Origin of the sequence: Lutispora saccharofermentans (genome assembly GCF_024363565.1) — a bacterium.
In the GTDB taxonomy this organism is placed as follows: domain Bacteria; phylum Bacillota; class Clostridia; order Lutisporales; family Lutisporaceae; genus Lutispora; species Lutispora saccharofermentans.
On sequence record NZ_JAJEKE010000007.1, the window covers coordinates 147,626 to 170,981 of the forward strand.

Here is a 23,356-nt window from a genome sequence, read left to right on the forward strand (position 1 = left end):
GACAAACCGACGCGATGTCCACTTAAGAATACACAATCTATGCTTTCATAAATATAAATCGGATCCTCCATGTTTGGCTGACGCTTTGTATAAAAGGCTTCAATTGAATAGTTAGAATAAATGAAGCCTTTTATGGTTGCATGTAACGGAAAGTGTAAATCGATGAAAGCGACACTTTCCTATGCATTATGTAATAAGCTTCCTGAAATACGGAAGCTTATTTAAATAAATCAATAAAAAACAGGTGGTGAATATATGATTAATATGACAATGGACATGTTCCTGCAACATTTAGCCAATGGGATCTCCTTAGGTAGCCTTTATGCACTTATTGCCATAGGCTATACTATGGTTTATGGAATTTTAAGATTAATAAATTTTGCACATGGCGATATTTTTATGATGGCTACATATTTCGCTTTTTTCGGTGTGTTGTTTGGCATGAAATGGTATGTTGCTTTTCCAGTCACAATTATACTTACCGCTTTACTGGGCATGCTTGTTGAGGTATCAGCCTACAGGAGTCTAAGGGATGCCCCTAAAATTTCAATTTTGATATCTGCTATAGGCGCATCTTTTCTTATCGAAAATCTTGCAATAGTTATTTTCGGCGGAAGGCCAAAAGCTTTCCCGACTCCTCCAATTCTTACGTCTGTAGTGCAAATCGGCAATATTTCTGTTCAAAGATTGACGTTCATGATACCCATTGTCACAGTGGCATTGCTTTTAGCCCTATCATACCTTATCAATAAGACTAAGACAGGAATGGCTATGAGAGCGGTTTCAAAAGACCATGAAACGGCCAGGCTTATGGGGGTCAATGTAGACAGGACAATTTCAGTCACTTTTGGTATAGGGTCTGCGTTAGCTGCCATAGGAGGCATAATGTGGGGATTGAAGTTTCCCCAAATACAGCCTTTGATGGGTGTAATGCCAGGGCTGAAATGCTTTATAGCTGCAGTTATCGGCGGAATTGGAAGCATTTCAGGCGCTGTTACGGGAGGATTTATTCTAGGTATTGGTGAGATTATGTTGGTTGCCTTTTTTCAAAGCTTAACCGGATATAGAGATGCTTTTGCATTTATACTCCTTATAGTCATACTCCTCTTTAAGCCCACGGGCATAATGGGAGAAAAAATTTCGGAGAAGGTGTAGATTATGAAAAAAAGAGATTATTTTCTTACAAGCATATCATTAATCTTACTGATAGGGTTTATATATTATGCAGATAAAAATTTTGACGCTTATATAGTAAGGATCCTTAATCTATGTGCCATATATACTGTTTTAGGTCTTAGCATGAATTTGATCAATGGATTTACCGGACTTTTCTCGTTAGGTCATGCAGGTTTCATGGCTGTTGGTGCTTATGTAACTGCCATACTTACTCTTTCAGTTAATGCTAAAATTCAAAACTTTTTTCTAAAGCCGATAGCGGCTCCGCTGAGCAATGTTGTCTGGCCATTTTTCCCTTCTCTTTTGCTGGGGGGAGTTTTAACGGCAATGGTAGGATTCTTGATCGGGGCTCCCGCCCTCAGATTAAAAGGAGATTATCTGGCTATTGCCACATTGGGTTTTGCAGAGATCATAAGGGTTATCTTCACCAATACCCAAACTATTACAAATGGTGCGTTAGGTTTAAAGGGCATACCTGCATATACGAATTTGTGGTGGAGCTTTGGTACTGCTGTTTTTACAATCGTTGCAATGAGATTGCTGATCAACAGCAGTTATGGAAGGGCTTTCAAAGCGATTAGGGAAGATGAGATTGCTGCAGAAAGCATGGGAATAGATTTATTTAAGCATAAGGTATTAGCTTTTACTATTGGAGCTTTTTTTGCAGGAATCGGTGGAGGTCTCTTGGGAAATCTTTTAGGTACGATAGATCCTTTGATGTTTAGATTCACTTTGACATTTAATATTTTATTGATTATAGTATTAGGAGGCATCGGGAGCATTACAGGAACAGTGATATCGGCATTTGTAGTAACCATCTCCCAAGAAGCTCTGCGTTTCCTTGATCAGTCCATGGATCTCGGCTTTATTGTAATACCAGGAGTTGCAGGCATGAGAATGGTAGTGTTCTCCATACTGCTGATGCTGGTAGTGCTATTTTATAGGCACGGACTCATGGGAACCAATGAGTTTAGCTGGGATAAGTTTTTAAATTTTATATCTTTTAAAAAACCTCTATTAAAAGGAGGTAAAGAATGATGGAAATACTCAAAACCAATAATATTACAATGCAATTTGGCGGCTTGACCGCTGTTAAAGATTTTAATCTTACACTAAACAAAGGAGAAATTGTTGCCTTAATCGGCCCCAACGGAGCAGGAAAAACGACTGCATTCAATATGATAACAGGCGTATATAAGCCTACAAAAGGAAAAGTATTTTATAAAGGCAATGATATAACTCAGCTTCCCCCTCATCAAATAACTAAATCAGGGATAGCCAGGACATTCCAAAACATCAGGCTTTTCAAAGATTTGAGCGTGCTGGATAATGTATTGATTGCCAATCATCTTCATATAAAATCTAACGTGTTTGAGGCACTGCTCAGATTGCCAAAATATAAGAATGAAGACAGAAAGATGATCAATAAATCTCTGGAGCTATTGGAAATCGTGGGTTTATCAGATGAGAAGAACGAAAAATCCAGCTCCTTGCCATATGGCAAACAACGCAGGCTTGAAATCGCCAGGGCATTAGCCACAAATCCTGAGCTATTGCTGTTGGATGAGCCGGCTGCCGGCATGAATCCTAAAGAAACAGAGGATCTTACAAGATTTATCAAGACGATAAGAGATGACTTTAAGCTTACAATCTTCATGATAGAGCACCATATGCAAGTGGTAATGGGAATATCTGAAAGAATATATGTCTTTGATTATGGAATTACTATCGCTCACGGCAGCCCAAAGGAAATACAGAATAATCAAAGAGTCATTGAGGCTTATTTGGGGGTGGAAGATAATGCTTAAGGTTGAAAACTTAGTCGTCGCCTATGGGGGCATTGAGGCATTAAAGGGCATAAGCCTTGAAGTTGAAGAAGGAAAAATTGTCACATTGGTTGGGGCCAACGGTGCTGGAAAAAGTACTGCTTTGAGGACAATAACCGGGCTTGTAAAGCCAAAGAGCGGCTCTATAACATATAATGGCGTCAATTTGCTGAATATGAAAACTCAGGATATAGTAAAGATGGGAATAACATTAGTGCCTGAGGGAAGAAGAATATTTCCAAACCTTACAGTGTTGGAAAACCTAAAATTAGGTGCTTTTTTCAGAAAAGATGTCAATAATATAAATAATGATCTGGATTGGGTTTATGGCCTATTTCCAAGGTTAAAGGAAAGAAATTGGCAGATGGCCGGCACTCTATCAGGAGGGGAGCAGCAAATGTTGGCTGTAGGCAGAGCCCTGATGTCAAAACCTAAACTTATGATGATGGATGAACCATCCCTCGGCTTGGCACCATTGATTGTAAAGGATATATTTAGTATAATTAAAGAAATTCATAATCAGGGTGTTACGATACTCCTGGTCGAACAAAATGCAAATGCTGCACTTCATACCGCGGATATTGGATATGTAATAGAAACAGGCCAGATAAAACTAAGAGGTGAAGGTCGGGACCTCCTTAATAATGATGAAATAAAGAATGCCTATCTGGGTGAGAATGTTGCCAATTAAATAGAGGTAGATATTTTATGATAAAAAAAGAAAGCACTCACATTTCAACTGAAGAGTTGATGAGACAAAACGATATTGCTCAAAGAATAAAAGCAAATAATGATAGCGAATACAATAATACAGGGAAGATAAAATATGCCCGAATTATTACCTATGGTTGTCAGCAAAATAATTCGGATTCTGAAAAGTTAAAGGGTATATTAAAAAGCATGGGCTATTCATATACTGATGATAATCAAAAGGCAGATGTCATTCTGTTTAACACTTGCTGTGTGAGAGAAAATGCAGAGTTAAAGCTATATGGAAATATTGGTGCCTTAAAAAATTTAAAAGCATCAAAGCCGGGAATGGTAATCGGCGTATGTGGTTGTATGATGCAGCAAAAACATGCCGTGGATATGATAAAGCGAAAATATAAACACGTAGACTTGATATTCGGAACTCATAATATATATAAATTTCCTGAGTTATTTGAAAAAGCTCTGCATGAAAAATATACCCTTATAGATATAATGGACTCTGACGGAGTCATAGTGGAGAACCTTCCTATAGAAAGAGATGAAAAGCATAAGGCCTGGATCACCATTATGTATGGCTGCAACAATTTCTGCTCCTATTGTATAGTTCCATATGTAAGAGGAAGGGAAAGAAGCCGCAACCCGGAAGATATAATAGATGAATTATCCAAGCTTTCCTATGATGGATGCAAAGAAGTAATGCTATTAGGTCAAAATGTAAACTCTTATGGAAAAGATCTTGATATAAACTTTGATTTTGCGGATCTTTTATATAAAGTTAACGAGATCAAAGGCATAGAGCGGATCAGATTCATGACCTCCCATCCCAAGGATATATCGGATAAGCTGATAACGGCAATGAAAGAGTGCGGCAAGGTATGCGAGCATTTGCATCTGCCTTTCCAGGCCGGGAGCAACAAAATATTGAAATCTATGAACAGGGTATATAGTAAAGAAGAATATCTTGAAAAGATTGCCAAAGTGAAAAAAGCAATTCCCGGCATAGCATTGACGACAGATATCATCGTTGGTTTCCCCGGAGAGACCGATGAGGACTTTGAAGAAACTCTTGATGTGGTTAGAAAGGTCGAATTTGATCAAGCATTTACCTTTATATACTCAAAAAGAGAAGGCACTCCTGCAGCAAAACTGACAAACCAGATCAGTGAAGAGAGAAAGCATATAAATTTTGATAAACTGATAGAAGTACAAAATAAAATTTCCAGAGAGATAAATGAAGGCTATAAGAATAATGTCTATGAGGTTCTTGTGGATGGCCCCAGCAAAACCAATAAAGATATAATGACAGGAAGGACCAGAACGGGCAAAATCGTCAATTTTAAAGGGGATAAAGTAAAAATAGGCGATCTGGTTTATGTAAAAATTACTGATATATTTTCTTGGTCATTAAACGGAGATCTGATAGAAAATAAAAACAACCAGAGTTAATCTCTGGTTGTTTTTATAATAGAGCTTTTATATGTCTGATTTTTTGATATAATTGATATATTAGGAAAGAGGTGGGGACATGTCACAATTGACACCAATGATGCAGCAATATATGGAGATTAAAAATCAACATAAGGATAAAATTCTCTTTTTTAGGCTTGGAGATTTCTATGAGATGTTTTTTGACGATGCGATAACAGCGTCGAGAGTTTTAGAAATTACTCTCACAGGAAGAGATTGCGGCATGGAAGAAAGAGCTCCTATGTGCGGCATACCTTATCATGCAGCGGATGCATACATTAGCAAGCTTATAGAAAATAATTTTAAAATAGCCATTTGTGAGCAGGTAGAAGATCCCGCACTAGCTAAGGGTATAGTTAAGCGCGAAGTTATCAAAGTCATTACTCCGGGGACGATAACCAGCAGTCTCATGCTCGATGATAAAGTAAACAACTATTTGATGTCCGTTTATATTTCAAATAATCATATTGCATTGTCATATATTGATTTATCTACGGGTGAGTTCTTTGCTACCATTACGGAAGAAAAGCTATGGAGTATGGCCATTGATGAAATAAATAGGATAAATCCTTCAGAAATGCTGTTAAACATCGAAAATGAAAAGCTTCAAGACCTATATAAAACCGCGACGATTTTAGATAAGAGATATTATGAGTTAGATGAATGCACCGGAAGGCTGAAAAGACAATTTAATATAGAGGCACTTGATGGCATTGGGTTGGAAAGCGAAGTATCGATAAAATCTGCAGGCTCTATTTTATTATATTTGGATGAAGTACAAAAAAATTCTCTGTATAATATAAATAAAATCAAGCCGTATAACATTTCAAATTATATGGTTTTAGATCAGAACACCAGAAGAAACCTGGAGCTTTGTGAAACTATAAGAGAGAGGAGCAAAAAAGGCTCGCTCCTGTCTGTTCTGGACAGGACAAATACATCTATGGGGGCCAGGATGCTTAGACAATGGGTGGAAAAGCCGCTTTTGTTTGTTGAAAAAATAAATGAAAGGCTGGATGCTGTTTCCGAGCTATTGGACAATTTTCTATTGCGGGAGGAATTAAAAGAATATTTAAATTCAATATATGATATAGAACGATTGGGAAGCAGAATAGCTTTAGGGACAGCAAACGCCAAGGATTTGATTGCCTTTAAGAATTCTTTGACTAATCTGCCGTACATAAAAGCCATTGTTTCAAATTTCAAAGGCTCTATGCTTGATGAAATATGCAGGCACTTTGACGACTTAAAAGATTTATATGAAATCATTGACCTCTCTATAAATGAAGATCCTCCCTTCAGCCTTAAGGAGGGTAATCTTATAAAGGATAACTATATGGAGGAGATCGATAAATACAAAAAAGCCTCTTCGAACGGCAAGCAGTGGATTATTGAATTAGAGCAAAGGGAAAAGCAGAGATCAGGAATAAAATCCTTAAAGATAGGCTATAACAAAGTCTTCGGTTATTTTATTGAAGTTACAAAATCTAATATTGAAAATATCCCTGAGGATTATATCAGAAAGCAAACCTTATCAAATGCAGAGAGATATATAACACCTGAACTAAAAGAACTGGAAGAAACGGTCCTGCATGCAGATGAAAAGCTGATTGAACTGGAATATGAGATATTTGTAAAGATAAGAGAAGAGATTGGGAATCATATAGGCAGAATACAAGAAACTGCTCAACTGCTGGCAACGCTTGATTGCTTATGCTCATATGCTGAGATATCGCAAAAAAACGGATATATAAAACCAGTGATAGGAAGCCATGGAGAGATAGAGATCAAAGATGGGCGTCATCCCGTGGTGGAGGCTCAGAGCATTAAAGGCGGCTTTGTACCTAATGATACATTATTAGATTGTGATGATAACAGGCTATTAGTAATAACAGGACCCAATATGGCCGGAAAATCCACATATATGAGGCAAATTGCCCTCATCGTTTTGATGGCTCAAATAGGCTGCTTTGTGCCTGCATCTTATGCTAAAATAGGTGTTGTAGACAGAATTTTTACCAGGGTTGGAGCTTCTGATGATCTTGCCTCCGGCCAAAGCACATTTATGGTGGAAATGACAGAGCTTGCTAACATAATAAATAGTGCAACAGATAAAAGCTTAGTTGTTTTAGATGAGATCGGAAGAGGCACAAGCACTTTTGACGGTTTAAGCCTTGCCTGGTCTACTGTGGAATATATTTCAGACAAGACTAAACTGGGATGTAAAACCTTGTTCGCTACACATTATCATGAATTGACAGAATTGGAAAGCAAATTGCCTGGAATCAAGAATTATTATATAGCCGTTGAGGAAAAGGGAAAAGATATTATTTTCTTGCGCAAAATAAAAAGAGGAAGTATCAGCGGAAGTTACGGTATACATGTAGCAAGGCTGGCCGGTGTTCCTGAAGAAATACTGGAAAGAGCTTATGATATCCTGGAGGTTCTGGATAAGTCTGAGGAAAACACTAAGATAACGGTTACCGGGAAGCAGAAAAATAAAAAAGCAAAAAGGGCAAAGGAAGAAATTAACCTTTTTAACTACAGCATTTATCAGCTGGCTGAGGAGATCAAAAATATTGATTTAGATAACCTGACACCGATTGAAGCCTTGAATAAGATCAGTATGCTTAAAGATAAGGCGAAGCACTTCTATAATTAATTAAGCTATGGAGGAAAACATGGGTAGAATAATTTTACTAGAAGAAGATACTATAAATAAAATAGCTGCAGGCGAAGTAATTGAAAGACCTGCCTCTGTGGTTAAGGAGTTAGTGGAGAATTCAATTGATGCTGAGGCTACCTCAGTTACTATCGATATAAAAGATGCAGGAAAGTCGTTGATCTCCATTATTGACAATGGAACCGGCATCATGCGCGATGACCTGCCACACGTATTTGAAAGGCATGCGACCAGCAAAATAAAAGATATTGATGACTTAATGACGGTAAGAACTCTTGGCTTTAGGGGAGAAGCGATGTCCAGCATTGCTTCCGTAGCAAATATCGAGCTGGAAAGTCAGTCGGAAAAAGATATATTGGGCAGCAGACTAGTAATAAAATCCGGTAAAATAATTGAAAACAGGGAAATAAGCACTTCTATTGGCACAAGCATTAAGGTGAAAAACTTATTTTATAATACGCCGGCCCGCTTTAAATTTTTAAAAAGCGATAAAACCGAGCTTAATTATATTTCCGATACAGTAGAGAAAATTGCTTTTTCCAATACTCATGTGGCAATAAAGTATATAGTGAATGATGATATTATATTTCATACGCCGGGAAACGGGGATCTGCTTTCAGTCATACAATGCATATTCGGCACGAAAGCAGCTAAGATGATGCTGCCGGTGAGTTACTCCAATGAGCTGCTGTCGATCAACGGGTATATATCTAAGCCTGAATTTTCTAAAGGCAATTCGACCTATATGATATTTTCGATCAATAAAAGAATTATCAAGAACAACATGCTTAAAGAAGCTGTTAAGACAGCATATAAGTCTTTTTTGATGAATAACAGGTTTCCAGTTTCAATATTGAATATCGACATCGAGCCGGATAAAATAGATGTAAATGTCCACCCTGCCAAGGCAGAGGTAAAGTTCTCCGATGATAGGAGTATTTTCAATTTGGTTTATTATTCTTTAAATCAGACATTGACCAGCAATGAGACAGTATATACAGAAAGCTTTAAGGATAGTGAAAGCTTTAGCATAAAAGAAGCAAGCATGCTGAATGATATTAAGGATTATAGGCCTTATACATCAGCTCCCACGGATTCACCGGAAAAAAGCTTTGAAATAAATCAAATTCCCAATAAACATACAAGCAGCTATATATGGGACTCTAAGCCTGACCTGAAGCCCCAGCCTATAGCAGTAAAAGACAAAGAGCTTTTATCAACGGGCCAGGTGATTGGGCAGTTGTTTAACACTTATATAATATATCAAAAAGATGACAGTTTCATGATGATAGATCAGCATGCCGCTCATGAGCGAATAGTCTATGAAGAGCTGATGAACAAGGCAAAGCTCAGAAATATTGATCAGCAGCCGCTATTAATGCCTGTTATAATAGAACTTACTCCAAAAGAGAAGAATCTGGCAGAAGCAGGGCTTAAAGTGCTGAATCACCTGGGTTTTGATATAGAGTTTTTTGGAGAAAATTCTTTGGCTGTCAGGCAAGTGCCCATAATACTGGGCCAGCCCTGCTCCGGCTTCGTGATATCTGAGCTGCTGGACACGATTGATGATTATAGAAATGATTTTTCTGTTATATATGAAAAAACTATAATACAGATTGCCTGCAAAACTGCGGTAAAAGCAGGAAATAATCTGACGACCAAAGAGATCGAAGAACTGATCGTCAGGCTGTTTAATACAAAGCAGCCCTATACTTGTCCTCATGGACGCCCCACAATAATAACAATGGATAAAACCGAGATAGAAAAGAAATTTAAGAGAATTGTATAAGGTGATTGATTTGAAGCAGAAATTATGTATAATAGCCGGGCCTACCGCTGTGGGAAAGAGCAGCATTGCTTTACGGATCGCAAAAAAGTTATCCGGTGAAATAATATCCGCAGACTCTGCCCAGGTTTATAAGTACATGGATATTGGTACCGCTAAGATAAGCAATGACGAAATGGAAGGCATAAAGCATTACATGATAGACGAATTATACCCCGATCAGGGCTTTAGCGTGGCATTATTCAGAGATAAAGCAGAGGGATATATTCATGATATAAATTTAAGGGGGAATCTGCCTATAGTTGTAGGAGGAACAGGGCTATATATAAATTCGCTCCTTGATAATTTAGATTTTACAGATTCTATCGTTGATGAAGATTATAGAAATGAAATGAAGGGGGTTGCTGCTGAAAAGGGCAATGAGTATGTCCATAGAATGTTGAAGGATATAGACGAGGCATCATATGATAAGCTTCATCCCAATGACCTTAAGAGAGTTATCAGAGCTCTGGAAGTTTATAAGTATACAGGCAAGCCTATTTCATATTTTCAGATGCTGTCAAAGCAGCAGCCGTGTAAGTATGAATACGCCTATATATGCTTAAATATGAAAAGAAGCAGATTATATGATAGAATAAATAGCAGGGTAGATCAGATGATTCAAGACGGTTTGGTAGAAGAAGTTAAGAAATTGCTTGAAATGGGCTACGGCAAAAATTATACAGCTCTTCAGGCCTTAGGATATAAGGAGATTATAGACTATTTGGAAGGTGTATACGGTTTGGATGAAGCTGTAGATAAATTGAAAAGAGATACCAGGCACTTTGCAAAAAGACAGCTTACCTGGTTTAGAAATGATGAAAGAGTATTCTGGATAGACATGGATAATCATTTTTATTTAGATTCTATACTGGAAAATATAATACGGTATACTGCAGGAAAAATTAGTTTGATATAGAATAAATATCAGTTATTATTATAATAATATATATGGCAGAGGAAAAAATTTCTTTTCATATATATAAGATAATTAAATTATTTTACTATTGGAGGGGTTAAGATGAATAAAGTAGTAATAAATTTACAGGATGTTTTTCTTAATCAAGTAAGAAAAGAGCATACGCCCATTATTATTTATCTTGTAAATGGCTTTCAGTTAAAAGGGACAGTCAAGGGTTTTGATAATTATACAATTATCTTAGACGGAGATGGAAAGCAACAGCTGGTTTATAAGCATGCAGTATCAACTTTAATACCTCAAAAGCCTGTAAATTTTACTTTTACTGATAGATCTGCTGAGAATATCAGCAAATGATCACATGGTGAAAGAATGCACAGTATTACTAAAGATTATTTAAAGAATATACTCAAGATCGACAATAGAATCATCGATCTTGCGGATAAATGCGAAGAGGAGATAAAGGCCCAATTCTCTATCATTGAGGAGATTAGAGAATATAATCAATATAAAGTTCTAGACAGCATGCGGAAAAATAGATTGAGCGACATTCATTTCAATTATTCTACAGGATATGGATATGGAGATATAGGAAGGGACACATTAGATATCATATATTCAGATGTATTCCATTGTGAAGATGCGCTGGTAAGACCTAATATAGTTTCGGGCACTCATGCCTTGTCACTTTGCCTTTTTGGTATTTTGAGGCCAGGGGATGAATTACTTGCAATCACTGGAAAGCCTTATGATACCTTAGATAACATTATTGGTATTGATAGTCCTGTTAGAGGAAGCTTGAGGGACCACAATATATCATACAAGCAAGTGGACTTACTGAATGATGGAAGCTTTGACTTTGAAGCGATAAAGGAAAGCGTAAATAAAAAAACCAGGTTAGTATTGATACAAAGATCTACAGGCTATGGATGGAGAAAATCCCTAAGCTTAAAAGATATTGAAGAAGGCATAAGCTTTGTTAAATCTTTAAATCCACAAATCTGCTGCATGGTTGATAATTGCTATGGCGAATTTCTGGATTTCTACGAACCAACACAAAAGGGCGCAGATATAATGGCAGGTTCGCTCATAAAGAATCCCGGAGGCAGCATTGCGCCTACAGGAGGTTATGTGGCCGGAAAAGCAAAGTTTGTAGAAATGGCAGCAGACAGATTGATAGCTCCGGGCATTGGCAAGGAATGCGGGGCAACTCTGGGTATTACCAGATTATTGTTTCAAGGGTTATTTTTAGCTCCTCATACAGTATCGGAAGCTGTTAAAGGAGCAGTATTTTGTTCGAAGATTTTTTCAGATCTTGGGTATGAGGTAAATCCAGGCTTTGATTCAAACAGAAGCGATATTATTCAAGCGATAAAATTTAATGATAGAAAAGCCCTGATATATTTTTGCAGGGGGATTCAGTCCGGCTCTCCCGTAGATTCCTTTGTAACGCCTGAGCCTTGGAGTATGCCCGGATATAATGATGAGGTTATAATGGCCGCAGGAGGGTTTGTTCAAGGCTCCTCCATTGAATTAAGTGCTGATGCACCTGTTAGACCACCATTTATAGCATATTTGCAGGGAGGCATAACTTATGATCATGCCAAAGTAGGCATACTATTTGCTATACAGGAGCTGCTGAAAGAAAACCTTATTAATTTAGTTTAGAATAAATATCCTATTACAACAAAAAAATATGCAGTAATATGCATATTTTTTATTTACATTGATTTTAAGTGGTGTTATAATAAAAAGGTTTTATTGAAGAATTTAAAGCAACGGTTCTTGTAAATCAAAATATAATATCGGAGGTGCATATTTTGAACTGTCTGTCTAAAGTATTGGAAGAAGATCTTCTCTTTTTAATTAAGCCATATAGCATGACCAAGGATGAGCTCGTCCAATTGATAAAAGATCATCCAGAAGTAAAATTTATATCTCTCATGGGCATAGATTTGTCCGGAAACGATACAGACGAGAAGATACCTATTAAAAACTTTTTAAGCAACACTGATGAATTTTTAAGCGGGGCAGTTCAAACTGACGGTTCCAGCGTTGTTATGCCTGGCATAGCTACACTCAATAACGGTAAGGTTGATATTGTAGCAGATCTGAATTCAAATTGGTATGTAGATTATAATTTTGAACATATAGATGGCAATATTAATAAGCCTGTAGGTACATTGCGAATACCTTCTTTTTTATATCATAATGAGATTGCAGTAGATTCACGCTCTATTTTGAAAAGAGCCATCATAAATTTCTCAGATTCATTATTGGCAATTATAAAAGAAAATCCAGATTTGCTGGAAGGAACAGCAATAAAATCAGAGGATATAAATGAAATAATTCTTACGTCAGCTACCGAATTAGAATTCTGGGTAAAAACACCTAATGATAAAGCTGATATAGAGGCATTATCTGCATCCCAGGTTTTGCATGAACAATACTGGAAAAGGACTAAGGGATCTGTCAGAACATCAATGGAGCAATCCTTATTGCTAATGGACAGATATGGACTGCATCCAGAAATGGGCCATAAAGAAGTTGGAGGAATAAAGGCCAAGCTGGATGACTCGGGAAACCTGACACATATAATGGAGCAGCTTGAAATAGATTGGAAATACTCTACCTCATTGCAAGCCGCCGACAATGACCTGGTTGTCAGGACTATAATAAAAGAGGTTTTTAGAAAAAATGGCCTTGAAGTCACTTTTCAAGCTAAGCCTATAGAAGGGGTGGCAGGAAGCGGAAAACATACACACATAGGGGTTGCAGCAAGACTCAATGATGGCAGTACAGTTAATTTATTCTCCCCGGGAGATATAAAGGAAAGCTTCTTAAATAAAATAGGATATGGTGCACTAATGGGCCTGTTGAATAATTATGAAGTTATAAACCCATTTATATCTCCGACCATAGATTCATTGAATAGGCTAAAGCCCGGCTTTGAGGCTCCTGTATGCATAGTAGCTTCATTAGGACATCATGTAGATACACCTTCGAGAAACAGGACCGTCCTGGTCGGTTTAATACGAGACATGGATAATCCTCTTGCAACAAGATTTGAGATACGCTCCCCAAACCCTATGACAAATTCTTATTTATCAATTGCGGCAGTATATCAATCTATGATAGATGGAATTAAAGCTGTATCCGGTACAGGCTATTCTCTAAACCAGCTGTACAGCAATTTGAAAAAATCAAAGGGTGAGGATAAATTTTATTTAAACCAGGATAGGGAATATATCAGTGAAAAAAATATTTATGATGAATATTCAGATGCAGAAAGAGAAAAGCTTTTTGGTGTCCATCCGGAAACAGTATATGAAAATATGATAAGCTTTAAAAAATATCCGGAAAAATCCAAAGCCCTTTTGGATAATGATGTGATGAGCCAGCCAATAATAGACAGCTTTGTAGAAGCATCACTTACAAGATGGATTACAGAAATACTAAACAGGCACATACCGGAAAATATCGATTTTGTAAGATCCTGCAAGCAAATTCATAAGGTGTACGAAGCTGCTGATATGGATATTCGTCATTGGTATAAGATAAACGAATTGCGCCATTATCTCGTGAAGGATACCATCGGTGAAAAATCTCTTATTACAAGAGTAAAAGATGCAGCGACAAGCAATAATATAGAAAAACTTTCTTTGCTTCAGCTTGAATTGAATAATAAAATCAGTGAACTAAAGTATGAATATAGCTTATATAAGAAAAATTTAATAGATATAGATTAAAATAAGAAAGGCTTCTATTAAAAATATTTTCAATAGAAGCCTTTCTTATTTATCATCTTATTTTATTTTTCTCAGCACCCCTGTGACTTTACCTATTATTGATAGGTTATCTGTAATAATAGGATCATAAATAGGATTCTCGGGCTGTAATCTAAAATGCCCTTTTTCTTTATAAAAGCGCTTAACAGTGGCTTCATCATCAATAAGTGCGACTACGATATCTCCGTTATTGGCATGAGATTGCTTCAGGACTATTACATAGTCTCCATCCAGAATGCCTGCATTGATCATGCTATCACCTTTTATAACCAATATAAAGGATACATCGTTTCCTACAAATTCCATGGGTATAGGAAAAGTATCTTCAATATTTTCTTGAGCCAATATAGGCTGACCTGCCGTAACTTTACCCACTATAGGCAATTCAACCATTTCCTTCCGAGGGAACATAAAGCTGTTTGAATCCAATACTTCTATAGCTCTTGGCTTGGTTGCATCACGCCTGATGAACCCTTTTTTTTCAAGTCTTTCCAAATGACCATGAACAGTTGAGGTAGATTTCAAATTTACAGCCTCGCATATTTCTCTTACAGAGGGAGGATAACCCTTAGAGGCCAGTTCTTTTTTTATAAAATCTAAAACTTCAATTTGTTTGCTGCTAAGATCATCTATATTCATAGATATTCACAACCTTTAAAATAATTATGTAATTTATATTCTGATTATAACAAACTATAATATAAAAATCAAACAAATGTTCGCAAATATATTGACATCGTACATATGTTCGATTATTATATAAATAGAACACATGTTCTTTCGGAGGAGGAATCAATAATGGAAAGCTTGAAACACAAAAAGTATAGAATAGTTAGCAAAAAAAGATTTTACTTATTTTTAACGACTATGTTGGTGCTTGCGTTTATAGTTTTTTATTCCTTTAAAGTAGATGCCAGGGGACTATCTGAAATAAAAACAGATGCTGTCTACGTAAACAGCGGCGATACATTATGGTCATTGTCTAAAAAATATGTTAGCAATAGCATGGATATAAGGGAATACATAGATGAAGTAATAGAATACAACAACCTGCAATCAATAAATATAAAACCAGGCCAGCTTATATATATGCCAATATACAATAAATAGTATTTTAATGATAGTAGAATGGTTTACTATTCAAATACTTTATGATATATTAATTCATATAATATTTTAATAAAGGAGCGTTTACTATTGGCTGCCTTCAATAAAGAATGTGTGCTTTATGATAGATATTGCATAGAATGCGGAGAATGCAATATCTGTGATCTGGATAAAAATAAAATATGTGATAATTGCTGCAAATGCATAGAAGATGATGCAGATTATACCGGAATTGATATAGATGACATAATAATGGAAGAAGACTGGGAAGAGCTTGAAGAATACCAAGAAAAAGATTTAGAAGAAGATTTAAAAAATCAATGGAGATATAACGAGCCTTACAGTGTAGATATCAATAAAAAATGACTGAATGAGCCGAATGATTTACATAATATATATTATGTAAATCATTCGGTTTCCTGATGTTCCTCAGATAAAGGATTAGATCTGGCCGCTTGCCTTAACCTGTCGTCATCGATATGAGTATAAATCTGGGTTGTAGCTACACTCTCATGTCCAAGTATTTGCTGCAATGCTCTAATATCTACATTTCCGTATTTGTACATAAGAGTGGCAGCAGTATGTCTGAGCTTATGGGGAGAATACTTATTATCGTCAAGTCCTGCATTTCTTATATATTTCTTAACAATTTCCTGGATGGTCCTCGGACTGATTCTTGATTTAAACCTGCTGATAAAAAGAGCTTTTTTATCTTTTTCCTTTACTTCTTCAGCAATTCTAATCTTCATATAAGCTTCTAGGGCCTTTATGCAGGCATCATTTAAATAAACTGTACGCTCCTTATTACCCTTTCCGATAACCCTTAGCGTATCACCGCTGATTTTATCTAGGTCGATACCCACAAGCTCCGACAATCTTAGACCGCAATTTAGAAACAGCATTAAAATAGCATAATCTCTTTCTTTGTATGGGCCTTCTACGGCTTTTAGTAGGATCTTGCTTTCCTCTAAAGATAAATACACAGGCTGCCGGCTGTTTATCTTTGGAGGCTCAAGCTCTAAGGCCGGATTATCATCGATAATTTTAGCCTTTGTGTGCAGAAATTTGAAGAAGGAACGGAGGCATGCTACTTTTCTCGCCCTGGCATAATTTAAATTATTTCTTTCATTGGCAGCATAGGATATAAAAGAATACAAATCGCTTAATCCAATAGTTCTCATGAAATAGCCATCGATATCACTTATGACTATCTCTTCAAAATCCATGTCCTCAGGAACAATATTCCTTTTTATCTTCATGTATTTAAAGAATAGTGTAAGGTCATAAGAATAGCCTTGAATAGTTTTTTTGGACTTACCGCGAATAGTTTCCATATATTCTAAAAAATCTTTGGCTGCAATAGGAAGATCGCTCATATGTTTACCTCTCTTTTTTGTTTAATTGCGCGAAATGTATATTTAGCGCAATTATATATTCGACGAAAAGGGAGGGTTTTCCTGCATTTTTTCTTATTTTATTAAAATATTTTTTTATAACCTTTATAACTCGTTACATTTTTCTTTAATTCACAGAAAAATAAAAATTTCCTCAGCTGATTAGAAAATATTCTTGTATAATTTTTTTCAGGCTATTTCTCAAGCATATTTCGAGGCATTTTATTGTACAGGCCAAAATTTGCATTTTAATCAGTAATTTTATTATCATAGAGCAAAATATATTATCATACAAATAAAAAGCTCTTAAAAGTCATTTAAAAAGGTCAAATATTTCTGGTTTGCCTTTTGTCCCAACAAACATAAATATGTTCAGCTTCTTGCATACAGCTATTGACATACTCTCAGTTTTTTTATATAATTGATATTGTCTTTAGGGGTATAGCTCAATTGGTAGAGTAGCGGTCTCCAAAACCGTTGGTTGCGGGTTCAAGTCCTGCTGCCCCTGCCATATTTTAGGTATTCAGCCGCAATGATCATGCGGTTTTTTTATCGCTCATTTCCAGATTCAATCTCAATTTCCTTATCATTATATTGCCTATATCAGCATAAAAATTATAGGTAATAGTTTTATACTATTACCTATAAAAGATGTCTTAAAAACGATTTAAAAGCGTCAGCATTTATTATAAATACTAAATCGAATTATAGTTAATCAAGTTTAGAAATTTTACATTTGCCGTTGCGGGTATCGACCATATAGAACTGATGCAGCCACGGATCAATATCCATGTTTGAAACGGCCATTTGTATCTTAGAAAGATCATTGGGCGAAAACCTGACAGAAAGACCGCAGCCTGCAGTAATTTCCCGCAGCGAACATCATACCGGCATTATATGGATGCTGATACATATACTTAATTGCTAAGCAATGCGCTAATACCAAACGAGTGGTCAACTCAGGATGTTCCTCAGCAAAATCCGTGTTAATAAAGTAACCGCAGTGTAAACCCCAGCCATTCTCCAGGTCATCTGAAACATGGGCGCCCCACTCAGTACCGATGATCTTGCCGAAGCCTTCCATCTCAGCTATACTCCCAAATGGATCGCAGCACATATAGCCATCCAACTGACCGGCCTTCAAGGCAATTATAGCATCATCGTCGTCCATACTAACACCTTTAGGGAGAATACATATCGTCCTCTGTAACGGTTATCCTGCTTCCTATTATTTCTTCCGGAGAATTAATATCACTTCTAATGACAAAATATTTGGATCCTCCTAGATGGCTTCCTGCAGGCATAAATACAGGAGCTCCTTTGTTTGCGTTTTTTACCATTGAACTAAAACCGGAGTAACCGCAGACCATATCGCCTATTTTTTTAAATTCTTATCCAGGAAATCCTCTAAAATATCCAAGCCCTTTACAATAGTATCCATTGAAGTGGCATAAGATAACCTGATGTAGCTGTCGGTACCAAAAGCAGCCCCGGGAATTACAGCAACATTGGCCTTCTCTAACAGCACCAGTGCTAAATCTATTGAAGAATTGATTTTTACTCCAGATAATTCTCTATTCATAAGTTCAGATATGTTTACATAAACATAAAATGCTCCTTGAGGTTTTTGACAGTTCAAATACCTGATAGAATTAATTTTTTGATACATATAGTCTCTTCTCTTCTCAAATTCCAATGCCATAGTTTTGACCTCGTCTTGAGGACCATTTAAGGCTGCCGTTGAAGCATATTGAGTAATCGAGCAGGGATGTGACACAGCATGGCTCTGGATGCTGGACATAGCCTTAATTACTCTTTCATTTGATGCTGCATATCCCAATCTCCATCCCGTCATCGCATAAGCCTTTGACATGCCGTTGATGAGTATCGTTATGTTTCTTATATCCTCAGAAAAAGAAGCAATGCTGATATGTTCTGTATTGTCATAGGTCAATCTTTCATATATTTCATCAGATACTATGTATATATTATTCTTTAGAGCAGTCTCTGCCAGGGCGCGAAGATCTTCTCTTCCATATACTGAGCCTGTAGGATTATTTGGAGTATTTAGCAGCACAGCTTTTGTTTTATCAGTTATGGCGCCTTCCAATTCTTCTTTTGTCATTTTAAAGCCGTTTTCTGCCTTTGTATTAACCAGCACAGGGGTACCGCCGTTCAGCTTAATGATCTCAGTATAGCTGACCCAATAAGGGACAGGGACGACTACTTCATCTCCCGGGTTTAGGATTGCTGCAAATGCGTTTGACAGAGAGTGCTTGGCACCACTGGATACCACTATTTCATTGGGGTTATATTTTATCCTATTTTCTCTTTCCAATTTAGAACATATGGCTTTTCTTAAATCTAAAGTTCCCTGAGCAGCAGTATATCTGGTAAAGCCAGTGTTAATTGCTTCTATTGCAGCCTTTCTGATGTATTCGGGAGTATCAAAATCGGGTTCTCCGGCACCGAAGCCATAAACCTTTATGCCTTCAGAAATCATCTGTTTCAGCTTCGAATCAATGGCTAATGTTAACGATGGATTAATCTTATCTGCTTTATCAGAAATTTTTAATTGCATTTTAAAACCTCCAGCTGTGAATAAATTTTTACTTTTTTGCCAGATCTGCAGCCCTTTTTAGATCCAGAACTTTAGTATAATCAATTGTTATGCTTCCCATAATGGGCTGCCCGTTTTGTTTCATTCCATGGCAGTCTGTTCCCCCGGTCATCAGCAGCTTTCTTTCCTTGACCATATAAAATAAGTATTTTACCATATCCGGATCATGCTTTGGATGATATACCTCAATGCCTTTTACGCCTAAATTCAAAACTTTTACTATGGCTTTTCTGTCTGCAATAAGGCCCGGGTGGGCTAAAACCGGAATTCCGCCGACTTCTTTAATCATATTTATTGCATCTTCCGTTGTGAGTTTGAATCTTTCAACATAGGCAGGGCCGCCTATTCCGATATACCTTTCAAAGGCACATGCCATACTGTCTACATACTCTTTATCCACCATAGCCCGAGCTATATGAGGGCGTCCTATACTGCTGCCTTTTGATATCTCTTCTACCTGCTTTAGATTTATGTTGACCCCTAAATGATTTAATTTATCAATCATTGTAACCGCCCGACTATACCTTGATTTCTGCATTCTTTTCAGAATATCCAAAAACCAAGGATTATTATAATCTATGTAATAACCAAGCATATGAATTTCTTTTCCATCCAATTCGGTATTGAGCTCAATCCCCGGAACAATTTCTAATTTATCAGGCGCACTATTGCTTTTAATTGCAATATCTATGCCCGATACCGTATCATGATCAGTTATGCCTATTGCACGCAGTCTTTTTTTAAAAGCCCAATCAACTACTTCTGAAGGGCTCAAAAGTCCATCCGATGCATCAGTATGTATGTGTAAATCAGCATATTCCATATAAGACACCTCTACTACAGCATTATACCCTAATTATGAAAGAATTAATATAAAATAATTTGATTCAAAAACAAAAGCACCTTAAAAGTGCTCTTGCTATTTCAACTATATTTTTGTTTATCTGGAGTTTATTATCAGCTTTATAGCTGTTCTTTCTTCTCCCTCAATGTCTATATCAGTAAATGCAGGCACACATACCAAATCCATGCCGCTTGGTGCTACAAAGCCTCTCGCTATCGCTACTGCCTTTATTGCTTGATTAAGAGCGCCGGCACCAATAGCCTGAATTTCCGCTCCGCCATTTTCCCTTAAGACCCCAGCAAGAGCTCCGGCAACCGAATTGGGATTAGATTTTGAAGATACTTTTAATACTTCCATTTATAATGCCCCCTTAAAACCACATATATTTAGTAATACATCCAAAATATTCTACATATAATGTGAAAATCCTTTTTTTAATAGCTATTTATACTAAATTTAGTCGTTTTATGTGGCTTACATGATTATTTTCATCAATTCTTAGTAAAACTGCATTCATTTGTCCTGAATCTTCCTCAGCTTCAAATCTTCCGGGAAGGCTTGATATGAATTTCTTAATTATTATGTCCTTTTTTACGCCGAGCACAGAATTCAAAGGCCCTGTCATCCCTACATCAGTTATGTAGCCTGTGCCTTTTGGCAGTATGCGTTCATCAGCGGTTTGTACATGAGTGTGAGTACCTAATACAGCCGTAATACGGCCATCAAGAAACCAGCCCATGGCAATTTTTTCAGAAGTGGCTTCTGCATGAAAATCCAGTATTTTTATTTCCGCATTATCTCCTATCTCAGAGAGGAGACTTTCAATCGTTTTGAATGGGCATTCAATGCAATCCATAAATACTCTTCCGCACATGTTGATAATCACTGCTTTGCGGCCATTTACTTCTACAATTACATAAGGCTTGCCAGGGGTTCCCTGTGGATAATTTGCAGGTCTTACCAGACGATCTGCATCATCAATAAAGTCAAAAATCTTTTTTTGCGCCCATGCATGATTCCCTAAAGTTATAACATCTATTCCATAACTGAGCAAATCTTCATATATTTCCTTTGTTATACCTACACCGCCGGCGCTGTTTTCTCCATTGGCAATGATCAAATCAACGGAATTCTCCTCTTTAATTCTTGACAGATTCTCTTTTATCAAATTTCTTCCTGTTCTTCCGAATATGTCACCAATAAATAATATGACCATTTTTACCGTCCTCCTCAAGAATATTATCATTGCTTATGTAATAAGTATTATACCATTATGTAATAATTATATATATTTTAAAAAGAACGGTTAAGACCGTTCTTTTTTCATTTTGCATATTCAATTGCCCTTGTTTCTCTGATCACATTTATTTTTATTTGACCGGGATATTCGAGTTCATCCTCTATCCTTTTCACTATATCCCTAGCGATATAAACTATTTCAGAATCGCTTATATCCTCAGGTTTTACCATAATTCTTATTTCTCTACCGGCTTGAATTGCAAAAGATTTTTCTACTCCATCAAAGGAATTTGCTATTTCCTCGAGTTTTTCAAGTCTCTTTATATAGGACTCTAATGTCTCTCTCCTGGCACCGGGCCTTGCGGCAGAAATTGCATCTGCGGCCTGCACCAGCACTGCTTCTACAGTATTTGCTTCCACATCACCATGATGGGCTAATATAGCATGTATGACTTCTGGAGACTCCTTATATTTCTTTGCCAAATCAGCACCAATTTGTACATGTGGACCTTCAACCTCATGGTCTACTGCCTTACCTATATCATGCAGTAAACCTGCTCTTTTCGCAAGATTTACATCAGCTCCTAATTCAGCGGCCATAGCTGCAGCTAAATGGGATACTTCGATGGAATGATTCAGCACGCTTTGTCCATAGCTTGTTCTGAATCTAAGCCTGCCAAGTAATTTTATGAGCTCAGGATGCAAGCCATGTACTCCTGTATCGAAAGTAGCCTGCTCTCCTTGCTCTCGGATATAATTCTCAACTTCTTTTTTTGACTTTTCAACCATTTCTTCAATTCTAGCTGGATGTATTCTGCCGTCAATTATCAGCTTTTCTAAAGCTACACGGGCGATTTCCCTTCTTATCGGGTCAAAACCGGACAAAATAACGGCTTCCGGTGTATCATCAATAATTAAGTCGACTCCTGTAAGAGTCTCTAATGTCCTAATATTTCTTCCTTCTCTTCCAATTATTCTGCCTTTCATCTCATCATTTGGCAATGATACTACAGAAACAGTTGTTTCTGCTACATGATCGGCTGCATTTTTCTGAATAGCATATGCTATTATTTCCTTTGACTTTCTATCTGCTTCTTCTTTCGCTTTCGTTTCAATGTCCTTAATCATTATAGCAGCTTCATGTCTGATTTGCTTCTCAATATCATTCAGAAGCAGTTGCCTGGCTTCTTCGGACGACAAGTTTGATATATGTTCCAGTTCTTTTAGCTGTTTATTATATAGCTCCTGAACCTCATCATGAACTTTCTGAATTTCTTTTTGCTTTTTGCTTATTATCTCTTCTCTCTGCTCAACAGCCTCAACCTTTTTATCAAAAAGCTCTTCTCTTTGCAGAAGTCTTCTCTCTATTCTCTGAATTTCATTTCTTCTATCCTTAATCTCTCTATCTAATTCAGACCTTGATTTATGAATTTCTTCTTTTGCTTCTAGCAAAATTTCTTTCTTTCTTGTCTCCGCATCCTTTTGGGCATCATCTACTATTTTTTTTGCTGCTTCCTCTGCATTTTTAATTTTTGACTCAGCAATAAATCTTCTAATAAAATACCCAGCAACAAGGCAAACTAAACCAACTGCTATACTTATAACAGTATTTATTGTAGTTATAGTATTTTCACCTCCTTAGTCTTTCAATATGAAATTATCTAAGACCATTATTATTTTGTATAATTCCTTTGATACACCATATCAAAATAATTCTATATCTTTTAGTTTTTTTTGTCAAGTTGCTGGAAATTTAG

The 23,356-nt window shown here is 36.7% G+C and carries 22 protein-coding genes and 1 tRNA gene; 14 read left to right on the forward strand and 9 right to left on the reverse strand.

Features of this window, described 5'->3' with window-relative positions:
• The first annotated feature begins 264 nt into the window (after nt 1–264).
• From LJD61_RS10030 to LJD61_RS10080, 11 genes are all read left to right on the forward strand, one after another.
• Nucleotides 265–1,155 carry a branched-chain amino acid ABC transporter permease gene (locus LJD61_RS10030; RefSeq protein ID WP_255227418.1) on the forward strand — a complete coding sequence of 297 codons (891 nt, stop codon included), beginning with the start codon at nt 265–267 and terminating at the stop codon, nt 1,153–1,155.
• 3 nt (nt 1,156–1,158) lie between these two features.
• Nucleotides 1,159–2,214, forward strand: a complete 1,056-nt coding sequence (locus tag LJD61_RS10035) for a branched-chain amino acid ABC transporter permease (RefSeq protein WP_255227393.1) — start codon at nt 1,159–1,161, stop codon at nt 2,212–2,214.
• Nucleotides 2,214–2,984, forward strand: a complete 771-nt coding sequence (locus LJD61_RS10040) for an ABC transporter ATP-binding protein (protein ID WP_255227394.1) — start codon at nt 2,214–2,216, stop codon at nt 2,982–2,984. Before LJD61_RS10035 ends, LJD61_RS10040 begins: the two co-directional genes overlap by 1 nt.
• Nucleotides 2,977–3,693 carry an ABC transporter ATP-binding protein gene (locus LJD61_RS10045; RefSeq protein WP_255227395.1) on the forward strand — a complete coding sequence of 239 codons (717 nt, stop codon included), beginning with the start codon at nt 2,977–2,979 and terminating at the stop codon, nt 3,691–3,693. Before LJD61_RS10040 ends, LJD61_RS10045 begins: the two co-directional genes overlap by 8 nt.
• Nucleotides 3,694–3,710: 17 nt before the next feature.
• Nucleotides 3,711–5,159 carry a tRNA (N6-isopentenyl adenosine(37)-C2)-methylthiotransferase MiaB gene (gene miaB, locus LJD61_RS10050; protein ID WP_255227396.1) on the forward strand — a complete coding sequence of 483 codons (1,449 nt, stop codon included), beginning with the start codon at nt 3,711–3,713 and terminating at the stop codon, nt 5,157–5,159.
• A gap of 79 nt (nt 5,160–5,238) precedes the next feature.
• Nucleotides 5,239–7,842, forward strand: coding sequence for a DNA mismatch repair protein MutS (mutS, locus tag LJD61_RS10055; protein ID WP_255227397.1), 2,604 nt, complete (start codon nt 5,239–5,241; stop codon nt 7,840–7,842).
• Between the two features lie 19 nt (nt 7,843–7,861).
• Complete coding sequence (mutL, locus tag LJD61_RS10060; protein ID WP_255227398.1) at nt 7,862–9,652, forward strand: DNA mismatch repair endonuclease MutL; 1,791 nt, start codon at nt 7,862–7,864, stop codon at nt 9,650–9,652.
• A gap of 10 nt (nt 9,653–9,662) precedes the next feature.
• Complete coding sequence (gene miaA, locus LJD61_RS10065) at nt 9,663–10,607, forward strand: tRNA (adenosine(37)-N6)-dimethylallyltransferase MiaA (protein ID WP_255227399.1); 945 nt, start codon at nt 9,663–9,665, stop codon at nt 10,605–10,607.
• 102 nt (nt 10,608–10,709) lie between these two features.
• A complete protein-coding gene (hfq, locus tag LJD61_RS10070; RefSeq protein ID WP_255227400.1) occupies nt 10,710–10,964 on the forward strand; it encodes an RNA chaperone Hfq in 255 nt (84 codons plus the stop codon).
• A gap of 15 nt (nt 10,965–10,979) precedes the next feature.
• Nucleotides 10,980–12,275 carry a methionine gamma-lyase family protein gene (locus tag LJD61_RS10075; RefSeq protein ID WP_255227401.1) on the forward strand — a complete coding sequence of 432 codons (1,296 nt, stop codon included), beginning with the start codon at nt 10,980–10,982 and terminating at the stop codon, nt 12,273–12,275.
• A 173-nt stretch (nt 12,276–12,448) separates the two neighbouring features.
• A complete protein-coding gene (locus LJD61_RS10080; RefSeq protein WP_255227419.1) occupies nt 12,449–14,356 on the forward strand; it encodes a type I glutamate--ammonia ligase in 1,908 nt (635 codons plus the stop codon).
• A 57-nt stretch (nt 14,357–14,413) separates the two neighbouring features.
• On the opposite strand, the gene lexA is transcribed toward LJD61_RS10080, so the two are convergent.
• A complete protein-coding gene (lexA, locus tag LJD61_RS10085; protein ID WP_255227402.1) occupies nt 14,414–15,034 on the reverse strand; it encodes a transcriptional repressor LexA in 621 nt (206 codons plus the stop codon).
• Between the two features lie 159 nt (nt 15,035–15,193).
• Here lexA and yneA point away from each other — a divergent pair, with 159 nt between their 5' ends.
• Together yneA and LJD61_RS10095 are read left to right on the forward strand one after the other, a co-directional pair.
• Nucleotides 15,194–15,505 (forward strand): cell division suppressor protein YneA, encoded by a 312-nt coding sequence (gene yneA, locus LJD61_RS10090; RefSeq protein WP_255227403.1) that lies wholly within the window; start codon nt 15,194–15,196, stop codon nt 15,503–15,505.
• Nucleotides 15,506–15,592: 87 nt separating this feature from the next.
• Nucleotides 15,593–15,868, forward strand: a complete 276-nt coding sequence (locus tag LJD61_RS10095) for a hypothetical protein (RefSeq protein ID WP_255227404.1) — start codon at nt 15,593–15,595, stop codon at nt 15,866–15,868.
• Nucleotides 15,869–15,909: 41 nt separating this feature from the next.
• Here LJD61_RS10095 and LJD61_RS10100 read toward each other — a convergent pair whose 3' ends face one another.
• A complete protein-coding gene (locus tag LJD61_RS10100; protein ID WP_255227405.1) occupies nt 15,910–16,878 on the reverse strand; it encodes a tyrosine recombinase XerC in 969 nt (322 codons plus the stop codon).
• A 453-nt stretch (nt 16,879–17,331) separates the two neighbouring features.
• Here LJD61_RS10100 and LJD61_RS10105 point away from each other — a divergent pair.
• A tRNA-Trp gene (locus tag LJD61_RS10105) sits at nt 17,332–17,407 on the forward strand.
• A gap of 200 nt (nt 17,408–17,607) precedes the next feature.
• On the opposite strand, the gene LJD61_RS20760 is transcribed toward LJD61_RS10105, so the two are convergent.
• The 7 genes from LJD61_RS20760 to rny form a co-directional block, all read right to left on the reverse strand.
• Nucleotides 17,608–17,772: a putative Se/S carrier-like protein gene (locus tag LJD61_RS20760; RefSeq protein ID WP_408615213.1), complete on the reverse strand. Its 165-nt coding sequence runs from the start codon at nt 17,770–17,772 to the stop codon at nt 17,608–17,610.
• On the reverse strand, nt 17,720–18,067 hold the full coding sequence (locus tag LJD61_RS10110; protein ID WP_333783098.1) for an ABC transporter substrate-binding protein: 348 nt from the start codon (nt 18,065–18,067) through the stop codon (nt 17,720–17,722). Before LJD61_RS10110 ends, LJD61_RS20760 begins: the two co-directional genes overlap by 53 nt.
• Nucleotides 18,068–18,271: 204 nt before the next feature.
• On the reverse strand, nt 18,272–19,477 hold the full coding sequence (locus tag LJD61_RS10115) for a pyridoxal phosphate-dependent aminotransferase (RefSeq protein WP_255227406.1): 1,206 nt from the start codon (nt 19,475–19,477) through the stop codon (nt 18,272–18,274).
• Nucleotides 19,478–19,505: 28 nt separating this feature from the next.
• Nucleotides 19,506–20,339: a PHP domain-containing protein gene (locus LJD61_RS10120; protein ID WP_255227407.1), complete on the reverse strand. Its 834-nt coding sequence runs from the start codon at nt 20,337–20,339 to the stop codon at nt 19,506–19,508.
• A gap of 117 nt (nt 20,340–20,456) precedes the next feature.
• The gene (locus LJD61_RS10125) at nt 20,457–20,717 is read right to left on the reverse strand and encodes a stage V sporulation protein S (protein ID WP_255227408.1); all 261 of its coding nucleotides are present in this window, start codon (nt 20,715–20,717) and stop codon (nt 20,457–20,459) included.
• An 88-nt stretch (nt 20,718–20,805) separates the two neighbouring features.
• Entirely contained in the window at nt 20,806–21,576 is a 771-nt protein-coding gene (locus LJD61_RS10130) for a TIGR00282 family metallophosphoesterase (protein ID WP_255227409.1), read from the reverse strand.
• 107 nt (nt 21,577–21,683) lie between these two features.
• Nucleotides 21,684–23,201, reverse strand: a complete 1,518-nt coding sequence (gene rny / locus LJD61_RS10135; RefSeq protein ID WP_255227420.1) for a ribonuclease Y — start codon at nt 23,199–23,201, stop codon at nt 21,684–21,686.
• Nucleotides 23,202–23,356: the final 155 nt, after the last annotated feature.

Excerpts from the sequence above, each read along its gene's own strand:
- LJD61_RS10030 (WP_255227418.1), top strand. The coding sequence starts at position 265 with ATGACAATGGACATGTTCCTGCAACATTTAGCCAATGGGATCTCCTTA.
- LJD61_RS10035 (WP_255227393.1), top strand. The coding sequence starts at position 1,159 with ATGAAAAAAAGAGATTATTTTCTTACAAGCATATCATTAATCTTACTG.
- LJD61_RS10040 (WP_255227394.1), top strand. The coding sequence starts at position 2,214 with ATGGAAATACTCAAAACCAATAATATTACAATGCAATTTGGCGGCTTG.
- LJD61_RS10045 (WP_255227395.1), top strand. The coding sequence starts at position 2,977 with ATGCTTAAGGTTGAAAACTTAGTCGTCGCCTATGGGGGCATTGAGGCA.
- miaB (WP_255227396.1), top strand. The coding sequence starts at position 3,711 with ATGATAAAAAAAGAAAGCACTCACATTTCAACTGAAGAGTTGATGAGA.
- mutS (WP_255227397.1), top strand. The coding sequence starts at position 5,239 with ATGTCACAATTGACACCAATGATGCAGCAATATATGGAGATTAAAAAT.
- mutL (WP_255227398.1), top strand. The coding sequence starts at position 7,862 with ATGGGTAGAATAATTTTACTAGAAGAAGATACTATAAATAAAATAGCT.
- hfq (WP_255227400.1), top strand. The coding sequence starts at position 10,710 with ATGAATAAAGTAGTAATAAATTTACAGGATGTTTTTCTTAATCAAGTA.
- LJD61_RS10075 (WP_255227401.1), top strand. The coding sequence starts at position 10,980 with ATGCACAGTATTACTAAAGATTATTTAAAGAATATACTCAAGATCGAC.
- lexA (WP_255227402.1), bottom strand. The coding sequence starts at position 15,034 with ATGAATATAGATGATCTTAGCAGCAAACAAATTGAAGTTTTAGATTTT.
- yneA (WP_255227403.1), top strand. The coding sequence starts at position 15,194 with ATGGAAAGCTTGAAACACAAAAAGTATAGAATAGTTAGCAAAAAAAGA.
- LJD61_RS10100 (WP_255227405.1), bottom strand. The coding sequence starts at position 16,878 with ATGAGCGATCTTCCTATTGCAGCCAAAGATTTTTTAGAATATATGGAA.
- LJD61_RS10110 (WP_333783098.1), bottom strand. The coding sequence starts at position 18,067 with ATGGACGACGATGATGCTATAATTGCCTTGAAGGCCGGTCAGTTGGAT.
- LJD61_RS10115 (WP_255227406.1), bottom strand. The coding sequence starts at position 19,477 with ATGCAATTAAAAATTTCTGATAAAGCAGATAAGATTAATCCATCGTTA.
- LJD61_RS10120 (WP_255227407.1), bottom strand. The coding sequence starts at position 20,339 with ATGGAATATGCTGATTTACACATACATACTGATGCATCGGATGGACTT.
- LJD61_RS10125 (WP_255227408.1), bottom strand. The coding sequence starts at position 20,717 with ATGGAAGTATTAAAAGTATCTTCAAAATCTAATCCCAATTCGGTTGCC.
- LJD61_RS10130 (WP_255227409.1), bottom strand. The coding sequence starts at position 21,576 with ATGGTCATATTATTTATTGGTGACATATTCGGAAGAACAGGAAGAAAT.